We start from the raw sequence: 17,109 nt of genomic DNA, 5'->3' as shown, positions 1-17,109 counted from the left end.
TTTATACTGCAATAAGCATACTGCCTGTAGCTTAAAGCTTATTGCTTATTTAACTGTTTTACAAAAAAAGACTTGGAATGTATCCAAATCTTTTTTCGTGATTTTTATTAAAACTTTCCGATGTCTTCTCTGTAGAAGCCGTAATCGAAATGTACGTGACCTGCGTCTTCGTAAACTTTTTTGCGGGCATCTTCGTAAGTAGCTCCTGTAGCCACAATGTTCAGTACTCTACCTCCATTGGAAACTACCTTATCTCCTTTGCTGATTGCTCCTGCGTATAACAGTTTACTGTGTTTCAGTTTATCTTCACCTGTAATTTCGAAACCTATTTCGATGTTTCTCGGATAACCTCCTGAACACATTACAAGACAAACTGCTTTTTCGTCTTTAAATTTAAGCTCAATGTCTTTCCCTTCCATACAGTCCTGGATTACATCTAAAAGATTGTTTTCCATTAATGCCATCAAAACCTGAGTTTCAGGATCCCCGAATCTCATGTTGTATTCAAGAAGGTAAGCTCCGTTTTTCGTTACCATCAATCCGAAGAAGATGATTCCTTTAAATCCGAAACCTTCAGCTTTAAGACCTTTAACAGTAGGTTCTAAGATATTTTTCTCAAAATCTGCATAATGCTCCTGAGTAAATTCCGGGCTTGGTGCTACTGAACCCATACCTCCTGTATTAGGTCCTGTATCTCCGTTTCCAGCTTTTTTGTAATCTTTAGCCGCTACACAAGGGAATAATTTTTCCCCGTTAGAGAAAGCAATGATAGACGCTTCAAAACCTTGTAAATATTCTTCAATAACTAAACGAATACCAGCATCACCATAGATTCTTCTGATCATGAAATCGTGGATTGTAGCTTCAGCTTCTTCAAGGTTGTCACAGATAACCACCCCTTTTCCGCCTGCTAAACCACTTGCCTTGATCACCAAAGGATATTGCTGTGTCTGCACATACTCTTTAGCATCATTGTATGAATCAAATACGACAGCCTTAGCTGTTTTGATATCATAGGTCTGCATAAATTTCTTAGAGAAAGCTTTACTTCCTTCCAGGCTTGCTACTTTTTGATTAGGCCCGAAAACCTTAAGATCATGCTTTTTAAATTCATCCTTGATACCCGCTACAAGAGGAGCTTCAGGACCTACGATCGTAAGATCAATTTTTTCTTTAATCGCGAAATCTCTAAGTTCTTTGATTTCTGATAAATGAACATTTTTCCCTATTACATCGGTAGTAGCATTCCCGTTGGCAAAAAACATTTTAGAAATTCTTGAGTCATTCTGAAGCTTTGCCGCTAAAGCAGATTCTCTACCGCCTTCACCTATGATTAATATTCTCATACTTTATATTATTATCTAGTCTTATTTTACAAATATATAATTTTGAATGCTAAAAATACAATCCCTAATTATTTTTTAATTCTATTTTAATTAGTGGAAAAAGTGTCTGACACCTGTAAACATCATTGGAATATTGTGCTCGTTGGCAGCCTCTATACTATCCTGATCTTTTACACTTCCACCCGGCTGAATAATCGCCTTGATACCTTCCTGAGCGCAGAAATCTACCACATCACGGAAAGGGAAAAACGCATCTGAAGCCAGTACCAAATCTCCTGAGAATTTTTCTTTTGCTCTTTCGATAGCCTGCTGAGTTGCCCAGATTCTGTTGACCTGACCGCCACCGATACCAAATGCCTGAATTCCGTTGGAAACGACAATGGCGTTAGACTTTACATATTTTACTACTCTCTGAGAGAAAAGTAATGCTTTCTTCTGCTCTTCTGTAGGCTGTACTTCTGTCACTACTTTGATATCATCAGAGAAGTGAAGATCATTATCCTGAACCAAGATACCACCATCTACTTTCACCCAGGTCTGTTTGTCTGAAACAGGGTTTACGATTTTGATGATTCTCAGGTTTTTCTTTTTTCTTAAAATTTCAAGGGCTTCTTCATCAAATTCAGGAGCCATTACAATTTCAAGGAATGTTTTGTTTAATTCTTCAGCTGTAGCTGCATCAATTTTATAGTTCATTGCAACAATTCCGCCAAAGATGGAAACCGGATCACATTCAAATGTTTTCTGGTAAGTTTCCAGCGCTGAAGTTCCGATCGCAACTCCACAAGGAGTAGAGTGTTTTACCGCGCAACAAGCCATTTCTTCTTTGAACTCTGTGACTACTTTCCAGCAAAGGTCCATATCACGAAGATTGTTGAAAGAAAGTTCTTTACCTCCAAGCTGTTCGAAATCTTTCATCGCTCCGTTCTCGAAAGTAGAAACGTAGTAAGCTGCTGTCTGGTGAGGGTTTTCTCCGTATCTCAGGTCAGCTGCTTTTTTATAAGAAGCATTCAGATAAGCAGGATATTCTTCATCTAAAAGCATTCTTGAAATCGCAGCATCATATGCAGAGGTAAGATTGAACACTTTTCCTGCCAGCTTTTTACGGGTTTCGATGTATGTATCTCCGTTTTGTTCCATTTCAATTTTCACTGCTGCATAATCTTCCACATCAGTGATTACTGTTACAGAATCAAAGTTTTTTGCTGCAGAACGAAGCATTGAAGGGCCACCGATGTCAATAAACTCTACTTTTTCATGTAAAGAAATGTCTTTGTTTACATTTTCAAAGAAAGGGTAAAGGTTTACGATCACCATGTCTATCAGACCAATTCCGTGTTCCTGAACGGTTTTCATGTGCTCTTCGTTGGTACGGACAGCCAGCAGTCCACCATGAACTTTCGGGTGTAGAGTTTTCACTCTTCCATCCAACATTTCAGGGAAATTGGTTACCTCATCAATCTGAATAGGATTTAAACCAGCGTCTTTCAAATGTTTGAACGTTCCTCCTGTAGAGATCAACTCATAATTCTGAGCTTCCAAAAACTGCGCGAATTCTATTAATCCACTTTTGTCAGAAACACTGATTAAAACTCTCTTTTTACTCATTTTACTTTCAATTTTTTACTTTTTACAGCTATTTCAAACTGTGTCCGGGTCTTTCACCTCCGAACTTACTTTTATTTTACTTAGATTTTTCTATTTTCCTGTCAAAAATTTTTAATTTTCGACACCCTTCCCAAGGAAAGGAATTAATTTCCCAGGACTTTATTGATCGCTATCGGAAATATTTCATATTCAATCTGGTGAACTTTCTGAGCCAATGTTTCGGGAGTATCGTCAGCGGTTACTTCAAAAGATTTCTGAAGAATAGCTTCTCCTTCATCAATGCCCGGCGTTACAAAATGTACAGTGGCCCCACTCTCTACTTCTTTAGCTTCTATTACCGCATTATGAACGTTCATTCCCCACATTCCTTTTCCTCCGAATTTCGGAAGCAAAGCCGGGTGAATATTGATTATTTTACCATTCCAGTTTTCACAGAATTCAGATTTTAAGATGGATAAAAATCCTGCCAATACAATAAGATCTGTATTTTCCGGGATTACTTTAGCCAATTCACTGCTGAAATTCTTTCCTCTTGGAATCAGTATGTTTTCTATATTGTGATTCTTTGCTCTTTCCAATCCGAAACATTCTCTGTCAGCCACTACCAAAGATACTTTTGCATTCTGGATTTCTCCAGCGTCAATAGTATCAATGATTCTCTGCAGATTGGTTCCTGAACCGGATACGAGCACAACGATGTTCTTCATATTTCTAATTAGCCCCGATTGCAGCGGCATCCTTTTTTTGAAATGGCTTTGTAAAAAAGCACTGGCAAAAAAGATATAGCGGAAAGCGGGATTAAGCTTCTAAAACTTTAAATTGATTTTCTCTGCTCCTTCAGTGATTACTCCGATTTCGTAAGCATCATCTAAAAGGTGCAATACTTTTTCAGCATGTTCAGCATCTACAACGATTACCATTCCTACACCCATATTGAATGTTCCGTGCATTTCTTCACGTTTTACTCCACCTCTTTTTTCAAGCTCAAGCATAACACTAGGAATTCTGATTTTTGATTCATCAATAGAAGCACAAAGTCCTTCTGGAATAATTCTTGGAACATTTTCATAAAGACCACCTCCAGTGATGTGAGCAATTCCTTCTACTTTTACTTCTTCCAATACTTTGTGAATATCTTTGTAGTATAGTCTTGTAGGAACTAAAAGTGTTTCGTATAATGGTTTTCCTTCAAACTCTTCTTCAAAGTCCGGGAATACTTTTCTTACTAAAGAGAATCCGTTTGAGTGGAATCCTGAGCTTGGTAATGCAATAATTTTGTTTCCTGCCTTGATCTTAGACCCATCAATGATCTGGTCTTTTTCTACGATTCCTACACAGAATCCTGCAACATCATAATCTCCGGGCTGATACATTCCCGGCATTTCAGCAGTTTCACCACCAATCAGTGCACAGTTGTTATCCTTACAAGCAGCTACCATTCCTAAAACGATTTCTGCAGCTATTTCTGAATCAAGCTTTCCACAAGCCAGATAATCTAAAAAGAATAACGGTTTAGCACCGTGGCAAAGAATATCGTTGGCACACATTGCGAAACAATCTACCCCGATAGAATCATATTTTTTAGTATCTAAAGCTACTTTCAGCTTTGTTCCTACTCCATCTGTTCCTGATACAAGAACCGGATTTTTGTATCCTCCGATTTCATAGAAAGCACCAAAACTTCCCAAGTGGTTCAGTACATTGGAATTGTGGGTTTCACCGACCGCTTTTTTGATCTTGTCAACCGTTTTGTATCCTTCTTCTTTGTCTACTCCTGCTGATTTGTAAGTGTTGCTCATGTCTGCTTAGATTTTTAGATTTCAGATTCAGATTTCAGATGATTTATTGTCTTGCATCTGATGTCTTGTGTCTTCTTATCTTTTAATATTTCAATTACTTTTATACTCGATTTTAGAAAACAAAAAAGCCGACAATCTTTTCAGATTATCGGCCGTTATTTTATCTCAGAATTTCAGAGTCCACAACTTTCCCTTTATGAGAAAAACATTGTTTATAGGAGGTCTGAATTTTCATCTCTTTTCTTTTTGCAAAAATAGTAATTTTAAATGAATATTCAAATTCTATTTTTCAAGGATTGTTTCAATGGCTGCAATCTTCTTAATTTTTTCTTTTAACTCACTGTCTTTCTCTTCATTAGAAATTTTCTGAGCTACTTTATCAAAGTTATCGTTAAAGAAAGGAAGTGAAAAAGTTTCCACCACATTTCCTCCGTGGAAAGGAAAACGCTTCGACGCAGCTTCCAAAACACCTGCTCCACCTCTACCTCCTGGAGATGTAGACATCAATAGCATAGGTACTTCATTCCAGACAGTTCTGTCTTTGATTCTCGATACCCAATCGAACACATTTTTAAATGCTGTAGAATACGTTCCATTGTGTTCTGCCAAAGCGACCAACAATACATTAGCACCGTCGATTTTAGCGGCAAAGTCATGAGCTTCCTGAGGAACTCCTCCTGCCAATTCTCTTTCATGTTTATAGATTGGCATTTCGAAAGGATTCAGATCCACTACTTCTACTTCTGCATTTTCAAATAATGTTGATGCATAGGCTACCAACTGTTTGTTCATTGAAACTTCTGAATTACTTCCTGCTATGGCTAAAATTTTCATATATGAGGTTTATTTTAAGATTACAAATTTAGTTTTTTATTTAAGATAAGACGGCAGCTCCATTGGGACTTCCATCAATAATACTTCAGTGTCTTCTACTGCTTCGATATTAAAACTCTGGGTATCCCAGATTCCTAACCCGTCTCTTTCATTCAGAACACGGTCTCCGATTTTTGCACTTCCTTTTAAAACAAATGCATACACTCCGTTTCCTTTTTTGTTGAGCATATAATTTTTACCGTTTCCCTTTTTAAAGTTGGCCAAATTGAACCAGGCATCCTGATGAATCCAAACTCCGTCATCATTTTTATTGGGAGATAAAATCTGTTGAAATCCATTGATCTTTTCCCCTTCTTTGATACTTTTCTGATCGTATCGTGGTTCAACATTCTGTTCTTTCGGGAAAACCCAGATCTGAAGGAATTTTACTTCCTCATCTTTATTTTTATTGTATTCGCTGTGCATGACACCGGTTCCGGCACTCATCACCTGAATTTCTCCTTTTCTGATCACCGCGGTGGTTCCCATTGAATCTTTATGCTCCAGATCTCCTTCCAAAGGGATTGAAATAATTTCCATATCTCTGTGCGGGTGTGTTCCGAAGCCCATTCCCTGAGAAACGGTATCATCGTTCAATACTCTTAAAACCCCGAAGTTGGTTCTGTCTCTGTTTTGATAGTTGGCAAAACTGAATGTATGGTAAGAATTTAACCATCCATGGTTGGCATGGCCTCTTGAATCTGCTTTATGATATACTGTTTTCATTTTCTGTGATTATTTATGGTACAAATGTAGGGCATATGGGTGTTTAAATAGTTGATGTAGGTTAAGAAAGGAAATTTGGAGAAATTAAAAAGGTTGAGAGAGCTCAGAAAGTGAGGATGATTTTATAGGTCGGATTACGCAAAGACGCGATTTTTTTATTTTCAGTATGTTTTTAAAGCGCAAAGATTTTATCTGCGATAAAATTTTTATGCCGGATATTTTTTCTTCCAATGATTAAACAAGTGCAAGCATCCGTGTTATCTGTGAAAATCTGTGGGAGATTATTGCAATCTTGGATCAAAAAAATAATAAGTATACGAAGGATAGATTTTAAGTTTTGGCTAAAGCCAATTGATGAATGTTTAAAAGAAAAGCGGGCTAAAGCCCGCTCCTATTGATACCTGTTTAAACCAGTTAACTTATTCCTAATACTCGAGATTAATGAATAACGAAGGTTTTCTTAGTGATAACCCTTCGACAGGCTCAGGGTGACACTCCAAATACCAACCGGAATTTTTAAGCGGTGTCAGGCACAGACTGTCGAAGCTATTATGACTAAAACGAATAGGTCAATACAACTATTTATTTTTTAAAAGTGTACCTGCTTGATTTATTGATAGCACTTCGACAGGCTCAGTGTGACACTCCAAATACCAACCGGAATTTTTAAGCGGTGTCAGGCTGAGCCTGTCGAAGCTAGTATTACTAAAAGAGATAGGTCAATACAACTATTTATTTTTTAAAAGTGTACCCGCTTGATTTCTTCTTCAATTTCTTTTGGAGTTTCATCTTCAGATTTTACAAAAATCATGGTTACTACAGCTCCTATCAGCATGCAAACACCTCCTACGACAACATAATCCATAGCCTGTTTTCCGAAAATACCGCTCACGACAGGACCTCCGAATAAACCATTGATAATTTGCGGAATAACAATAAAGAAATTGAATATTCCCATATAAACGCCCATTTTTCTTTGTGGAATTACTTCAATAAGCATGGCGTAAGGCATTGCCAGAATACTTGCCCAGGCAAAACCTAATCCGATCATGGAAATCCATAAATTATTGACATCTTTAATGAAATACATGGAAACCAATCCTAAACCTCCACACAATAAGGCTAAAGCATGGGTTTGTTTTTTACCGATCAGTTTAGCAATAGGTGTCAACAGAAAAGCAAACGGAATTGCCCAGAGATTATACATCCCGAAGAGCTTTCCGGTAAGATCTCCGGCATCATTAAATGCCTTGGAATGGGTATCTTCCGGGGAAAGACCAAAATGATGGGTGGCCAGTGCGCTTGTTGTAAATACCCACATGGTAAATAAGGCAAACCAGGAAAAAAACTGAACAATTCCCAGCTTTTTCATTTGTACAGGAATCGCAGCAAAATCTTTAAATATATCTGAAAATTTAGATTCCTGTTGTTCTGCTTCTTTTCCATCTTCAAAATCAGCAAATTCCTGTGGAGAATATTCTCTGGTTGTCATGATGGTATATAGAATTGATATGATAAGCAATGCTGCTCCAATATAAAAGGAGTAAATCACATTATCGGCGACAAATCCTGCTGGTGCTTCGTTGGAAATTCCCAGTTTTGTTAACCAGTCAGGCAAATATGAACCCAGTACTGCCCCGATTCCAATCAGAATGGTTTGTACCGAGAACCCTATTGTCCCCTGATGTTTAGGAAGCATATCTCCCACCAAAGCTCTGAAGGGTTCCATGGCGATATTCACCGAAGCATCCATCATGGCGAGGAATATTACGGCTAACAAAAGCGCATTGGCAGCAAACATTTGAGTAGCAGAAGCTGCATTAGGAAGTAAAACCAACCCTATTGCACACAAGACCGCTCCAATCAGGAAATAAGGTTTTCTTCTACCCAACGGACTCCATGTATTATCCCCCATATGACCGATAATAGGCTGAACGATCAAACCTGTAATGGGAGCCACCAGCCAGAACCAGGATAATTCATGAACATCTGCTCCTAAATTCCCCAGAATGCGGCTGGCATTTCCGTTTTGTAATCCGAATGCCATTTGAATTCCCAGGAATCCCATGCTCATATTAATAATCTGGAGCATGGATAAGTTCGGTTTTTTTCTTTTTCCTACTGCTCCAGTATCATATTTCCCCATCATTATTGCCATTATGATTTTAGTTTTTGAATTAATGCATCTTCGATAGGTGCTTTTTCTGGAACCACTTTATCTACCACTTCATTGGGAACAGTCATGGAAAGAACATACTGCTTTACTTTCCAGCTTCCATTGATTTTTTCTACAACACCGGAACCTCTGCAAATTTTCATCTGGGTATCCAAAAGTTCATCAAACCATGCCAGTTTTCCGTCTTTACTGAAATAAATATTTCTTTTAAGGGCTTTAAAATTCCAGGTTTTCTTTTTATCGAAATAAGGTTTTGCCCATGCCATAAATGCTTTTTTATCCCAGATTTCGGTAGCATCTGTTCCAATGAAGGTAGATTCCTCTGCAAACAGATTAAAATACGCATTGTAATCGGCCTTTGCTGCCATAGCATTGAAGGTATCAAGCATGGTAGTGATTTCCGATTTTTCTTTTTCAAATCCGGTCTTCGATTGTGCTGTAAGTAAAGAAAAACCCATTAAAAAAAGGATTAATGTACAAGCAGTCGTTAGTTTTTTCATAGGATATTATTATTTTTCTAATTCAATGATCAATGGAGTTTTGGCAGGAATATTCATGTTTTTTTGTAATGAAATTTCTTTGTCTGAAATAATCTCTTTTCCTTTTGTAAATCCGTTAAGTGATTCTGCAAACCGTTTCAAATCTAACGTCTGATTTTTTTCATTATTGTTGACCACCACCATTACACTTTCTTTTTCATTATATCTGAAATATACAAAGACCCCATCCTGAGGAACGAAATTTTTAGTCTTTCCATTATGAATCACCTCTTTGCCTTTTCTCCAGTTCAGTAGTTTTTGAGTAAACTGAAAAAATTCTTTCTGCTCCGGAGTCTGAGAGGAGGGATTAAAAGCGTTTTGTGTATCAGATTTCCAGCCTCCCGGAAAGTCTCTGCGAATATCGGCATCGCCTCCCGTCTTTTTATCACCTCTCATTCCTATTTCTGATCCGTAATAAATCTGTGGAATTCCTCTTACTGTGGAGATCAGAGTAAGTCCTATTTTGTAAGCTTCCGGATTGGCGTTAAAGATTTCATTCCATCTTTCGGTATCATGATTTTCAAAGAAAACAAGCAGGTTATTGATATCCGGATACAGGAAATCACTGGTAAAAGAATCATAAATTCTGATCATCCCTTTATCCCAGCTTTCTTTTTCACTAAGGGCTTTAGGCATATTTTCAAAGAGCATAAAATCCATTACCGACGGTAAATTTGAATTATAATTTTCTATCGCCCCTATTTTCGAATTTTTCTGCCACGCTGCAATTTGTGCTGCTGTATACAGCCATGTTTCTCCTACGATATTGAATTTCGGATATTCATCCGTAATTGCTTTAGCCCATTTTGCCATGGCTTCTTTATCATTATATGGATAAGTATCTACACGGAATCCTCCCAGCTCAGCATATTCGATCCACCAGATTGCATTTTGGGTCAGATATTTAAGAACCAATGGATTTTTTTGGTTGATATCAGGCATGGTGGTATCAAACCATCCGTCCAGTGCATATTTTTTGTCTATATCAGAAGCATTGGTATCAAACTGTGTTGTCGTTTTGTAGTTGGACCTTTTAAATCCTTTTTCGCCTTCATCAAACCAGTGGATCCAGTCTTTGGAAGGCAGATCTTTAATCATCCAGTGTGATCCGCCCCAGTGGTTGGTTACATAATCCATCACGAGCTTCATATTTCGTTTATTCAACTCCCGGGATAATGTTTTATAATCTTCATTGGTTCCATAGCGGCCGTCTATTTTATAGAGATCAGTCTGGGCATAGCCGTGGTAGGAATATACTTTTTCGTTGTCTTCATTCACAGGAGTCAGCCAAACTGCGGTAGCCCCCAGCTTCTGAATATAATCAAGGTTGTTGATAATTCCCCGAAGATCTCCGCCATGTCTGCCATTAGGAAGGCTGCGATCTGCTTTTTCGGTAAGTTCCGGTCTTGAATCGTTCTTTTCATCACCATTGGCAAATCGGTCCGGCATGATCAGATACATGAAGTCTTTTGAAGTAAAAGACTCACGATTGGCAGATCCGGGATTTCTTTGTTTTAATTCATAAGTATATGAACCAAGATTCTTTTTATCTTTTTTAATATTGATAATAAACTTCGGAACGTTTATTTCCCGGGTATCAACCGTAACAAAAACATAGTTAGGATTATCCACTTTCCGGATGTCTTTGATCTGTATCCCATCTGAAAGCGTAATCTCGTGATTGGCTACGTCTTTTCCATAAACAAGGATCTGAAGTTCAGGATTTTTCATTCCCTTCCACCAGAAAGCCGGCTCTACTCTTTCCAGATTTTTCTGGGAAGAAGCAAAGGAAGCTATCGAAAGGGCGAATGCTGCATATATTGTCTTCATATTAATGTTCAATTTAGCATTAAATTTTTATATATGCATCCAAAAACACAACAGAAAGTCTATTTTTTTGATCTCAATTTATATAAAATGATAAGAATAAACACCCCAGTTTAAGATTTTATAATGAATACTTAAATTTTTCATAAAAAATTCATGCATAAAATTAATTTTCCATGCTTTTTATGTTTAGTTTTATAGAAAAAATGTTGGATTTCAGCAATATGTTCAAAACTGAAGGACCGGATGTTGTTTACACATGGACAATCCCGGTGTTTGCTGCTATAATTTTCCTGGAAATGGCCTACAGCCACTTTAATAAAGAGAAAATATATGAAACTAAAGATGTAGCAACAAACGTCCTTTTCGCCCTGCTTAATTATGGATTGGATATCATTATGAAAGGTTTTTCCTTATTCGTGATGATGTTTTTCTACCAGCACCGTCTTTTTGACTGGCAGGAAGGCATATGGTATTGGATTGCGGTATTTCTGGCTCAGGATTTTGCGTATTATGTTCATCATTATGTAGATCATCATTCCAGGGTTTTCTGGGCGGTACATATTACACACCACAATTCTGATTATTTCAATATCAGCACAGGATTCAGAAGTCCTGTTTTTCAGCCATTGTACAGATATCTGTTTTTCTCTCCATTAGCTTTCATGGGCTTTCATCCGTGGCATATTCTGGTAGCTTATTCTTCTATACAGATTTATGGCACTTTTGTTCATACCCAATCGATTAAAAGTATGGGATTTTTGGAATATATCCTGGTTACGCCTTCCCACCACAGGGTACATCATGCGTGTAACATCAAATATCTGGATCGTAATATGGGAATGGGACTGATTATCTGGGACAAAATTTTTGGAACTTTTGAAAAAGAAGATCCCGAAGTTCCTGTGAAATATGGTGTATATCCAAAAATAAAATCCAAAGATCCTGCTACGATGCTTTTCTATGAATGGAGAAGAATCGGAAAAGATATCAGACAGCCGGGAATTTCTTTTAAGGACCGGATAAAATATCTTTTTTATTCACCGGGATGGAGGCATGATGGAACTGGAAAAACGGTGAAACAGTATCAGAAGGAATATAAAGAAAAGATAAGAACCGGAACTCCTCTGAAAGTAAAAGAACAGATTTCAGAATCTGGAAATCAATATTCCCAGCTCATTCAACAGACAGAGGATAAATAACAAAAAAATACCCCGGCCATCGAAAATTCGATAAACCGGGGCACCTTAGTGTATCTTTACAATTATTTTACGGGCTTAATTGAAATTGCGAAACCGCCACTTCTTGCCATTTTAAAATTAATTTTTGACTTACTTGTAATCTCTTTCTTATAGATATTATAGCTTTGAGGATTATCAATATAATCAGCATCTTTTCCATCTTCATAGATGGTTGCTTCATATTTTGTTCCTTTATCCAGGAATGAGAAGTCTACAGTATATTCACGTTTGTTCTCATCTGTAATACCTCCTACAAACCAGTTTTCAGTTCCTTTTGCTTTCCTTGCTGTCACCACATAATCACCGGGTTCTGCCGATAAAATTCTGGTATCATCCCAATCTGCTGCTACATCCTTGATAAACTGGAATGCATCCATATGCTTTTTGTAGTTTTCAGGAAGATCTGCAGCCATCTGAAGCGGCATATACATGGTTACATAAAGCGCCAGCTGTTTTACCAGCGTAGTTTTTACAAAACGATTATCTCCAGGGAAATAATAGTCAAGTTTTGTCTGGAAAATTCCAGGTGTGTAGTCCATAGAACCTCCCATCCATCTTGTAAACGGAAGAACCGTCTGGTGATCAGGTTTATTTCCTCCAAATGCTTCATACTCTGTTCCACGTGCTGCTTCTGCAGAGATATAGTTCGGATAGGTACGGCTTTCTCCTGTAGGACGTACAGATTCGTGAGAGTTCACCATGATTTTATAGTCATTTGCTTTTTCCGCAATTCTATAATAATGATTAATTGTCCATTGAGAATAATGATGTTCTCCTCTAGGAATGATATCTCCTACATATCCTGTTTTCACAGCATCATATCCATATTTGTTCATGGTTTGGAATGCTTTGTCTGCCCATCTTTCGTAATTCGTGGCAGAACCTGAAGTTTCATGGTGCATGATCAGTTTAATTCCTTTCGAATGAGCATATTCATTCAGCATTTTGATGTCAAAATCCGGATAAGGGGTAATGAAATCGAAAACAAATTCTTTTGAGTGTCCGAACCAGTCTTCCCAACCGATGTTCCAACCCTCGATCAATAATCCCTGGAATCCGTTTTCTGCAGCAAAGTCAATATATTCTTTAACCTTTGTATTATTGGCCGCATGTTTTCCATTGGGAGTCAGCTTTGTAAAATCTGTTTTCCCTAAGTGAACATTTTCTGCAGTAGAATACGCCCACTGTGATTTTCCAATAATCATTTCCCACCAAACTCCCATGTATTTTGTAGGATGGATGTAAGAAGTATCAGTGTACTTTGTAGGCTCATTAAGGTTGAAGATCATTTTAGAATCCATTACCTGTTCTGCTTTCGGAGCTACAATAATGGTTCTCCAAGGCGTTACCGATGGAGTTTGGATATACCCTTTCGCTCCTTGTCTGTCCGCAGTTAAATGCGTTTTAAACTTAAAATTCTGCGCATCTACTTCAAGATGTGAAGCCGGATAATCCAACACCGCTGCTTCTGCAACGTTAATATACAATGGCTCTTTTCCTTCTTTTTTAAGCATTAAAGGAGACTGAACTGCATTTTTCACCAGTGACTGGGAAGCATTGGCATCGTATGCTTTGTCCCATTTTGAAGGAATCTCAGATACTTTTGTTTCCTGATACTGATATTCCTGAGAATCATAATCTGCAACCATCCACCACGCCTTCATATCGGTAGGGAAATCAATTTCAGAATCTTCTTCTCTGATCACAAAATAATTAAGGTTTTTTTGCTGTGGGAATTCATATCTGAATCCCAGACCATCGTTAAACAACCTGAACTTTACCACAATACTTCTGTCTGTAGAAGCCTGATTCAGGGTAACTGCCAGTTCGTTGTAATGGTTGATATAATTTTTCTTTTCTCCTAAAACCGGCTGCCAGGTTTCATTTTTGGAGTCTCTTTTTTCATCTGTCTTTGCAAAACCGTTGTTCAGATCGTATTTTGCATCTTCCGGTTTGGCTATTTCGGAAGCAAATTTTATGGCTGTGTCTTTAAATAATCTTAAACCCAATTTAGAATCTTCCACCACTACTGCCCCATTGTATTTCAGGTTGTAGTAAGGTACTCCTTCTTTCAGCTGAAAGTTCATTTCGAACTTCCCGTCCGGAGATTTTAAAGATTGGGCTTTCACACCTGTAAACATCATTGAGAGCAAAAGTGCTCCAACTGTAATTTTCTTCATAATGACTATTTATTAACTTAAAAAATAAAGTGCTGCAGTAAAGCAGCACTTTGCTTTATTTTAATTTGATTTTTTGATTTAGAATACCGGAATTACTGAAAATTCTCCTGTGATATCATTGAAATACACATCGTAATTAAATGCTGTACTTAGTGGAATATTAGCTCCTCCAACGGTAGTTACTCCATAAAATTCCTGAGCAATACCCCAGCTTGTTCCCCAATCATGATTGGCTCTGAACTTAAATTCACCGGAATTCATCACTACATTTTTTTTCACCCAAATATGAGGATCAAAGGTTGATTTCTGTAGATCTATATCAGTGTTCCAATCTCCGGATGCTGTACCTATCATAGATATAGTACTGTAAGACACTGTTGGATCAGCTGTCGGATTAATTGTATATGTTAATGTATTGGTATTAACTGTCAGTTTATAGTATCCTGCAACATCCACTTTAATATCTCCTGATGATCCACTTGAACTTAAAATACCATTTCCTCCTCCCATTCCGTATTGAGGGTTCCATGCTCCCGGAGTTTTAATCATTTTGAAACCTCCTTTTGCAAAATACCCAGTGTAGGAATAAACACCTGCTGCTGCAGTTTTTTGTAAAGGCAGAAACTTTGTGTTTGTAGCTTCATTAGTCCATCCTGCGGATGTAGCATCTCCTATGAGATAAAGATCAGTATAGTTATAAGTAGGCCCCAGAATATAGGGAGTCACTGCCAAAGTAATCACGTTGGAATAAAAAGCAGCCTTACCCACACTTGTTTTTAATCTCACTTCTATATCATTCACTTTATTGGCAACTGCTCCTAAGCTCATTGCCAGTGTATTCAGCTGTTTATTCGTTAAAGAAGAAGGTGAATTTATTACGTCTACTAACTTACTTTCTTTAAAATTAGTTCCTTTAATTCCTAGTTCTATCTGTTGCTTCGATGCTACTGTAAGATTAAATGCTGACTTCGACCATGTAAAATTTACAGCTACAGCATCTAATTGATTTTTATCTAAAACAACTGTTGTTTTATCAGCTGATATTTTGCTTTGAACTGTTTCATTCAACACTGCTTGGTCTTCATCCTTTTCACAGGAAATAAACATAGAAATCCCAGCAATTGCTATTATAAATATTTTAAAAAAATTTTTCATGTTTTTCATTTTAGTTAATAACCAGGATTTTGAGATAAATTAGAATTTAAATTAAGATACTTATTAGGTATAGGGAAAAGTAATTTATTATTTGAGAGATCGGTACCACTCATATTTCCCCCTTTCCACTGCCAGGTATATCCGGAAGTAAATTTTCCAAAACGGATTAAGTCCTGACGTCTGTATCCTTCCCAATACAATTCTCGTCCTCTTTCATTTAAAATGAAATCTGGATTTAAAGCTGACTGCAGTACAGAAGGTGCCCCTGCTCTGGTTCTGAGCATATTCACATAATTCAAAGCTGTCGCAATGTTTCCTTTTCCATTAACTACTGCAAGTTCTGCATACATCAAATAGGCGTCAGCCATTCTGAACAAAGGAAAATCTGTATCTACGAAATTCGAATCGCTTCCATTAACACCTGTTGAAGTTCTGTTCGAGAATTTAATAAGTTTGGTTCCCTGATCAAATTTTAAATAGTCTGAAATAGAAGCCGGATCTGTATTTCCTGCTACCTTCATTATTCTTGGATCTGTATTTCCAACGGACTGCATAAATTCTTGTCTGACTCTGTATCCCTGCCATCCGAAATCGATTCCTAAAGTGGCTCCTACCTCATTTGTACAGTTCGCATGGATTAAAAATGTTGTACCGCCATAAGTTCTTGTTCTGATACCATCAAAATTAATAGGGAAAATAATCTCTTCCTGTGCTCCATTGCTGTTATTATCGGCTTTAAATAAATTTGCATATGGAATTTGCGCTATTTTATAATTTGAGCCAATTACTTTTTCTACTTCTGCCAGTGCTTCGGTACTTTTATCTGCTCCTGTATAAACTTTTGCATTCAGATATAATTTAGCTTTAAGCATCCATATTGCCGCTTTATCTGCTCTTCCATATTCATTCATCCTTGGAGCGGGCAGATCTCCTTCAATCGCATTCAGTTCGTCAATCACATAATTGAACATAAATTCTCTTGATTGCATTAACGGTTTTGTCCCCAAAGGATCATTTTCCGTAATAAAAGGCATCTTTCCGTAAATATCAATAGCATGATAAACCGATAAAGCTCTTAAAAATCGAGCTTCTGCTCTAAACGTCTTGATTTGAGCTTTTAAGTCAGATGATACTCCTCGCGAGTTTAATTTTTCATCTGTTGTTTCTCTCAAATATTCATTAACAAGCCCTATCTGAAAGAATATTCTTGCAAAAAATGCTTCATTAAAGACATTATCTGCATTCCAGGTACTGAAGTTAAGATCTTTGATCGTAGGATTATCACTTTCTCCCCAAGCGATAATAGCTTCATCTGTCGTTAGTTCCTGTAACTGCCAATACCCTCTTAAATATTGAGAAAAACCTTCATTAGGCCCACCATCACTTTCATTTCCTAAGTCTGAATCTCCATTTCCTGCTTTCTGTCCTGTTACTGCTAAACCAGCATATATTTTGGCTAAAAACTGCTTATAAGAAGCGGGATTTGCATAAAACTGTTCCGACGTGAATAGTTCATCATCGTTAACTTTTACATCAAGGTCATTCAGACAAGAAGATGTTGTAAAAAGAAACATACCTGCAATGGCCCAATTTCTTAATTTAAATATTTTTATTCTGTTAAGTTTCATTGTAAAAGAAG

The 17,109-nt window shown here is 37.3% G+C and carries 13 protein-coding genes; 1 reads left to right on the top strand and 12 read right to left on the bottom strand.

Features of this window, described 5'->3' with window-relative positions:
- Nucleotides 1–107: 107 nt before the first annotated feature.
- From purD to ACODR7_RS00365, 9 genes are all read right to left on the bottom strand, one after another.
- Complete coding sequence (purD, locus tag ACODR7_RS00405) at nt 108–1,346, bottom strand: phosphoribosylamine--glycine ligase (protein ID WP_076594259.1); 1,239 nt, start codon at nt 1,344–1,346, stop codon at nt 108–110.
- Between the two features lie 90 nt (nt 1,347–1,436).
- Entirely contained in the window at nt 1,437–2,954 is a 1,518-nt protein-coding gene (purH, locus tag ACODR7_RS00400; RefSeq protein ID WP_488836351.1) for a bifunctional phosphoribosylaminoimidazolecarboxamide formyltransferase/IMP cyclohydrolase, read from the bottom strand.
- Nucleotides 2,955–3,097: 143 nt separating this feature from the next.
- Nucleotides 3,098–3,661 carry a phosphoribosylglycinamide formyltransferase gene (purN, locus tag ACODR7_RS00395; protein WP_264518354.1) on the bottom strand — a complete coding sequence of 188 codons (564 nt, stop codon included), beginning with the start codon at nt 3,659–3,661 and terminating at the stop codon, nt 3,098–3,100.
- 99 nt (nt 3,662–3,760) lie between these two features.
- Complete coding sequence (gene purM, locus ACODR7_RS00390) at nt 3,761–4,753, bottom strand: phosphoribosylformylglycinamidine cyclo-ligase (RefSeq protein WP_076594256.1); 993 nt, start codon at nt 4,751–4,753, stop codon at nt 3,761–3,763.
- A 282-nt stretch (nt 4,754–5,035) separates the two neighbouring features.
- On the bottom strand, nt 5,036–5,587 hold the full coding sequence (locus ACODR7_RS00385; protein ID WP_488836348.1) for an NADPH-dependent FMN reductase: 552 nt from the start codon (nt 5,585–5,587) through the stop codon (nt 5,036–5,038).
- Between the two features lie 36 nt (nt 5,588–5,623).
- The gene (locus tag ACODR7_RS00380) at nt 5,624–6,352 is read right to left on the bottom strand and encodes a pirin family protein (RefSeq protein ID WP_034696330.1); all 729 of its coding nucleotides are present in this window, start codon (nt 6,350–6,352) and stop codon (nt 5,624–5,626) included.
- A gap of 739 nt (nt 6,353–7,091) precedes the next feature.
- On the bottom strand, nt 7,092–8,510 hold the full coding sequence (locus tag ACODR7_RS00375; protein WP_488836347.1) for an MFS transporter: 1,419 nt from the start codon (nt 8,508–8,510) through the stop codon (nt 7,092–7,094).
- Nucleotides 8,510–9,028, bottom strand: a complete 519-nt coding sequence (locus tag ACODR7_RS00370) for a nuclear transport factor 2 family protein (RefSeq protein ID WP_488836345.1) — start codon at nt 9,026–9,028, stop codon at nt 8,510–8,512. The genes ACODR7_RS00375 and ACODR7_RS00370 overlap by 1 nt, the downstream gene beginning before the upstream one ends.
- A 9-nt stretch (nt 9,029–9,037) precedes the next feature.
- Nucleotides 9,038–10,897: a glycoside hydrolase family 13 protein gene (locus ACODR7_RS00365; protein WP_488836343.1), complete on the bottom strand. Its 1,860-nt coding sequence runs from the start codon at nt 10,895–10,897 to the stop codon at nt 9,038–9,040.
- A gap of 203 nt (nt 10,898–11,100) precedes the next feature.
- Here ACODR7_RS00365 and ACODR7_RS00360 point away from each other — a divergent pair, with 203 nt between their 5' ends.
- Nucleotides 11,101–12,096 carry a sterol desaturase family protein gene (locus ACODR7_RS00360; RefSeq protein ID WP_488836732.1) on the top strand — a complete coding sequence of 332 codons (996 nt, stop codon included), beginning with the start codon at nt 11,101–11,103 and terminating at the stop codon, nt 12,094–12,096.
- Between the two features lie 62 nt (nt 12,097–12,158).
- Here the strand turns inward: ACODR7_RS00360 and ACODR7_RS00355 are convergent, their stop codons facing one another.
- From ACODR7_RS00355 to ACODR7_RS00345, 3 genes are all read right to left on the bottom strand, one after another.
- Nucleotides 12,159–14,315, bottom strand: a complete 2,157-nt coding sequence (locus ACODR7_RS00355) for a glycoside hydrolase family 97 protein (protein WP_488836341.1) — start codon at nt 14,313–14,315, stop codon at nt 12,159–12,161.
- 78 nt (nt 14,316–14,393) lie between these two features.
- Nucleotides 14,394–15,470, bottom strand: coding sequence for a SusE domain-containing protein (locus ACODR7_RS00350; RefSeq protein WP_488836339.1), 1,077 nt, complete (start codon nt 15,468–15,470; stop codon nt 14,394–14,396).
- A gap of 14 nt (nt 15,471–15,484) precedes the next feature.
- Nucleotides 15,485–17,098 (bottom strand): RagB/SusD family nutrient uptake outer membrane protein, encoded by a 1,614-nt coding sequence (locus tag ACODR7_RS00345; RefSeq protein WP_488836337.1) that lies wholly within the window; start codon nt 17,096–17,098, stop codon nt 15,485–15,487.
- Nucleotides 17,099–17,109 lie beyond the last annotated feature (11 nt).

It is taken from the genome of Chryseobacterium sp. FG46, from assembly GCF_057809135.1.
This window is presented reverse-complemented; position numbering and strand designations above follow the sequence as displayed.

Bases quoted from the DNA above. Each gene is read 5' to 3' on its own strand.
- purH (WP_488836351.1), bottom strand. From the start codon at position 2,954: ATGAGTAAAAAGAGAGTTTTAATCAGTGTTTCTGACAAAAGTGGATTA.
- ACODR7_RS00345 (WP_488836337.1), bottom strand. From the start codon at position 17,098: ATGAAACTTAACAGAATAAAAATATTTAAATTAAGAAATTGGGCCATT.
- ACODR7_RS00360 (WP_488836732.1), top strand. From the start codon at position 11,101: ATGTTGGATTTCAGCAATATGTTCAAAACTGAAGGACCGGATGTTGTT.
- purD (WP_076594259.1), bottom strand. From the start codon at position 1,346: ATGAGAATATTAATCATAGGTGAAGGCGGTAGAGAATCTGCTTTAGCG.
- ACODR7_RS00350 (WP_488836339.1), bottom strand. From the start codon at position 15,470: ATGAAAAATTTTTTTAAAATATTTATAATAGCAATTGCTGGGATTTCT.
- ACODR7_RS00355 (WP_488836341.1), bottom strand. From the start codon at position 14,315: ATGAAGAAAATTACAGTTGGAGCACTTTTGCTCTCAATGATGTTTACA.
- ACODR7_RS00375 (WP_488836347.1), bottom strand. From the start codon at position 8,510: ATGGCAATAATGATGGGGAAATATGATACTGGAGCAGTAGGAAAAAGA.
- ACODR7_RS00385 (WP_488836348.1), bottom strand. From the start codon at position 5,587: ATGAAAATTTTAGCCATAGCAGGAAGTAATTCAGAAGTTTCAATGAAC.
- purN (WP_264518354.1), bottom strand. From the start codon at position 3,661: ATGAAGAACATCGTTGTGCTCGTATCCGGTTCAGGAACCAATCTGCAG.
- ACODR7_RS00370 (WP_488836345.1), bottom strand. From the start codon at position 9,028: ATGAAAAAACTAACGACTGCTTGTACATTAATCCTTTTTTTAATGGGT.
- ACODR7_RS00380 (WP_034696330.1), bottom strand. From the start codon at position 6,352: ATGAAAACAGTATATCATAAAGCAGATTCAAGAGGCCATGCCAACCAT.
- ACODR7_RS00365 (WP_488836343.1), bottom strand. From the start codon at position 10,897: ATGAAGACAATATATGCAGCATTCGCCCTTTCGATAGCTTCCTTTGCT.
- purM (WP_076594256.1), bottom strand. From the start codon at position 4,753: ATGAGCAACACTTACAAATCAGCAGGAGTAGACAAAGAAGAAGGATAC.